Here is a 4,968-nt window from a genome sequence, read left to right on the forward strand (position 1 = left end):
GTAGCGCGGGTTGCCTGTCGTTGCTACTGCCCAATCGTTAGCGTCGTTGACGATGCCGCTGTCCTTGTCGATTCTCACCGCCTGACGCTCAATCACCCATTCAATCGCCGGCTTGCCATTCACAACGTAGTCGTAAGCATCGAGCGGAATTCCGCTCACGGTGATACGCGCGTTGTAGTGAATTGTCGTCCGATCCTTTCCCTTGCCGAACCTCATCTTCTCGACTCGATAGTCCGCGGCGGTTAGTTGCTTCTCATCAGGCTCGATGCGAGCATCGTTGAACATCGGAGCCGCTTCGTACTCCAGGTGCAGCTTGGCCAAGTTACGCCCCGCTTGGCTGAAGGCCCACCAGTCGGCAGCCGTCCTGACACGAGGTATACGCGGTAGCTCCTTGCTCAGGTTGTCGGCAAAGCGCTCGCGGTACTCGGGCGAGTGAAGGATTCCGTAGACGTAATAGAACAAGTCTTCCTTGCTAATCGTTTCGCCTGGGTAGGCGGCTCGGAAGTGAGCCAAACCCGCGTCCGTAATGGCATCGCGCCGGCGATGGGGACCGGGTTTGATAGGCGGCACCCCTTCTTCTTCGAACAAGGTTTGAGCCTCGGAAGGTGCCGGAGCTTGCTCGTAGAGATAAAGCGGGAAGCACTGATACCCGCCCATGCCTGGAGCAAGGTTTAAGTCGGTGATCTGGTTTGCTATTAACGCGGAAAAGCCCTTGTCGCCGCCGATTCCCGGAACACAGATGGTCAGGTTTGCAGACTGGGAATCCGGATAGATGCGTGGCAACTGATTCACATAAGCGTTCAGCATTCGATCAAAGTAAGCGTGCTGCTTGGTGAATGGCCTATAAAGACATTTAATGAGGCCGGCCTCCCGAAACTGAGCCATCTTTCCCTTCGCACAGTCATTACGCAAACCGCGCGTCCAGCTGATCTTCGCCGGATCAGTTCCAATGAAATCGGTGACAAGCTCGCTTCTTGCCTTTGGAGTCAGATCAATGGTCGCTTCCCTAAATCGGGCAACCTCTGAGTTATAGAAGTCAATCGTTGAGGTGAGGTTCCGTCGCAGATTTGATTGAGAGCTGTTGTATATCCATGCGTCGCGTCCCGTCTCTAACCCGCGGGAATAGTCGGCGAACAGGGTCGACTCCTTGTTGCTCTTGTCGCCCAACGCCATGAACTCCTCGAAGGTGTCATCTCGCTGTTTCAGCCAGTCACCATGGGCGTCCGGCGTGATCATCTGCCATCCGGGCACGCCAGCTACGCTCCCGTAGCTGGCGATCTTCTCAAGCTTGTCTTCGCGGGTTAAGTAATCACCAATGTCATGAACATGGATCTGGCCATGCAGCCTGGCCCGTGGATTCTTTACAAGCAACGAAATGGCGATAGGGGCGCGACTCCCACTGCCAAAGATCTTTCCGCCCTCCTTGCGGGAGGTTTCGCCACTGGTGCGCTGATTGCCTCGCAGATGGAACACATACAAAGTGGAAAACTCTTCGGCCAAACATTTCCGTAGGCCGTCTGTTGTGTTGGATTCCAGCCAACCAGCATTGGTTACAAAACCGACAATTCCGGCATCACCAATTCTGTCAGTGGCCCATCTGATTGAACGAATGTAGCTGTCATACAGAGACGTCTTGTTAGTCGCATCAGAGCGTGCGGCGTAGGTGTCACGGATTCGCGAATCCAGTGCTGGGTACGAGATGTTCGCATTGTTGTCGTTGCCGCTCTCCTGTTTCGCGGAGTACGGTGGGTTTCCCACGATCACCCGAATGTCCAGCTCCTTTTGCCTCCGACGCCGGGTACTGTTATCCACCAGCAGCCTGTCGACTAAGTCGTCCTTCTCGTACATCTGGAAGGTGTCAGTGAGCAGAATTCCTTCAAACGGAAGGTAGCTTCCACCGACAATTCCGTGGTAGCTCGCCTCAATGTTGATTGCCGCAATGTAGTAAGCGAGCAGCACGATCTCGTTGGCATGAATCTCGTACTTGTATTTGTGCGCCAACTCGTCGGGATGAATCAGGCCAGATTCCAGTAGCCGAGTAATGAAAGTGCCGGTGCCGGTGAACGGGTCCACAATGTGCACGCCCTTGCTGCCCAGCGTTTGACCAAACTCTCGGCGCAACAAGTGATCCACACTGTGCAGAATGAAGTCGACCACTTCGACAGGCGTGTAGACGATGCCAAGCTTGTCCCGAAGGCGAGGAAAGGCGTTAGCAAAAAACTTGTCGTATAGCTCGACAATGATCTTCTGCTTGCCAGCAGCGTTGTCTATGCCTTCAGCCCGCAGCTTCACGCTGTCGTAGAAGCGCTGCAGTGTGTCCGCCTCTTTATCAATGCGGTGTTCTTGTAGGACATCCAAAACGCCCTGCATGGCAAGCGACATTGGGTTGTTCTGCGCAAAGCTGTAGTCCTCGAACAGCGCATCGAAAACCGGCTTAGTGATGAGATGCTGCGCCAACATCTCAACGACCTCGCTATCGCTGATGCTGCCGTTTAGATCGTCGCGCAGTTCGTCAGCGAACGCGCGAAAGGCGGAGCGTTCCTTCTCGCACGCTGGATTCTCAATTATTCCGGCAATACGTGCGATGTGTGTGCGAGCAATCCTCGCGATGTCATTCGCCCATTCCTCCCAGTGATTTCGATTTCCAACCTTCTGGACCAGCTTCGCGTAGATAGCCCTTTCGATCTCGCCGATCTCGAACTCAAGTTCCGGCTGGTCTTCTTTGCCGTAGCGCTTTGGCTCCGGCTCTCCGACTGTGAAGGCACCTCGACCTGCATCATTTTTCTTCGTTCCGGGGGTCTTCTTCGCCTTCCGGTGCGTCTTGTCGCTAACAGCGATTACCTCCATCTTTGATGTGTCTCTCCCCGTCAGGTCCAGCTTGTTGACCATCGCATCGAACCGGTCGTCGTGGGAGCGAAGCGCTTGGAGCACCTGCCAAACTACCTTGTATGTCTTGTTGTCATTTAGGGCGTCGTGCGGCTCAACTCCAGCGGGAATCACGACGGGTAGTACTACGTATCCGCGCTTCTTGTTCCCGTCAGGCGTCGTCCGCATCACCCGCCCCACGGACTGAACCACATCGACCTGAGAATTGCGCGGTGTGAGAAACAGCACGGCATCCAAGGCCGGCACGTCCACCCCCTCGGAGAGGCACCGCACGTTGCTTAGGACTCGGCATGTTTCCGCGGGCGGCTCCGACTTCAGCCAAGCGAGTTTTGCTTCCTTCTCGGTCGCGTTCATGCTGCCATCTACGTGGTCTGCTTCGCAGATCAGCGTGGCAGCGGCACTGTCTACCGCATCTTCATCAGCAGCGATGGACTCCTTGTACGCCTCCACTACTGCTTGGAACATCCCGGCAATGTTCTTTGAGCTTGTCTTGTGTGTCTTCGCTCCCTTAGAGACTTCGATCACTTGGCAGAAAGCAACCGCTCTTCTCATCGGATCAGCGTCGCCGGACAAGCTCTCTTGGAGTTCCTGTTTCGACAGCGCCTTCCAACACCCGATGATCTTCGCGGCGTCATCTACCTTCAGCTGGTTGTTCTCGTCGGCCAATAACTGTTGAAGGCGCCGATTGACATGCTTCTCCTCAACCGCCAGGACTATCACCTTGTAATCGACGAGCAGTCCGCGCTTGACGGCTTCCGAAAATGTGATGACGTGCAGTTCTGGACCGAACATGGATTCGTCGTCCATGCTGCACAAGGCCACGTTGTCTTTTTCGGCGGATGCCTTGGCGTTGTCGCCATAGATCCGTGGCGTCGCGGTCATGTACAACCGCTTCCTTCCGCGAATCAAGCTTGCGTCGTGGACCTTGACGAAGTTGCTTTCGTCTTCGTCATCAAATGTGGCACCCGTTGTCCGGTGAGCTTCATCGCATACGATGAGGTCAAAGTCGTCCAAGCCGAAAGCAGCCTGTGACTGCCCGATCACATCGACTGAGTGGTAGGTGCTGAACACAACGCTCATGTGAGCGGAGTCGTGGCGCTTTGCCATTTCCTCCGCAAGACGGACCGCACTTGTGGTTGCCGGGTATCTGAGTTCGTGGGTGAAGGTCTGGACCGTGTCGTCTTCCTTTTTTCGCTTCTTCCCAATGTCGCTGTCGGAACACACAGCGAAGCTGTGGAGAGGAATGGAGCTCTCTTGGGTCCACTCGGTGAAACTCTGAGAGAGCAGTGCAAGACTGGGCACGAGGAACAGTACGCGGCCGCCGGCACCCGCGAAGTGTTCTGCGACCTTCAGGCTTGTGAACGTCTTGCCTGTTCCGCACGCCATGATCATCTTGCCGCGGTCGTGCCCTAAGAGACCGGTGATCACGTCATCAACTGCTTTGAGTTGGTGCGGTCTGGGCGTTTTCTTCTGTTTTAGGACGGCCGACTCAGTTCTCGCGAAAGCGTCCCAGTCGATTTGGCTGTTTTCGAGATCGAATAGGTCGATCTTGGTGACTGGAGGCTGCTGATCCCGCAGCGCTTCCTCCGCGTGTTCACTCCACTTGTTCGTGGTGGTGACGATTACGCGATGCGCGAACGGCTTTTTTCCTGACGCGGTGAAGAAGCTGTCGATGTCCGCCTTCTGGAGCCGATAGTCCTCTGAATACAGCTTGCACTGGATGGCGTGGAACTCGTTTGTGCCAGCTGTTTGGGCAACGAGGTCAATGCCCGTATCGCGCTTGTCGAGGCCTTGGATTGCTGCCCAATCGGAGTACGTCCAGACCGCCTGGTATAGATCCTTGTAGCTCGCTTCGTTCCGCAGGTAGCACAGGATTAGCTCCTCGAAATACGTGCCCTTCTCTCGCTCCGAAAGGGCTGCAGTTCTGTAGCTGTCAAGGATTTGTTTCAGTGCCATGAATTCGCGTCGCGTGATTGCCACAGTTATGTCGGCGCGAAACGTCTGCGCCTTTAAGCCAATGATGTCAGAAGCAAACCGGAATTTCGATCAGGGACACTCCGGCCTTCAGTGGAGACGAATAAT

The 4,968-nt window shown here is 55.2% G+C and carries 1 protein-coding gene; it reads right to left on the reverse strand.

Annotated elements, in window-relative coordinates:
- A partial coding sequence (locus tag WG902_RS22435) for a DEAD/DEAH box helicase (RefSeq protein ID WP_340062445.1) occupies positions 1–4,842 on the reverse strand: 4,842 nt, incomplete at its 3' end.
- Positions 4,843–4,968: the final 126 nt, after the last annotated feature.

It is taken from the genome of Ramlibacter sp. PS3R-8 (assembly GCF_037572435.1).
Lineage (GTDB): Bacteria > Pseudomonadota > Gammaproteobacteria > Burkholderiales > Burkholderiaceae_C > Ramlibacter.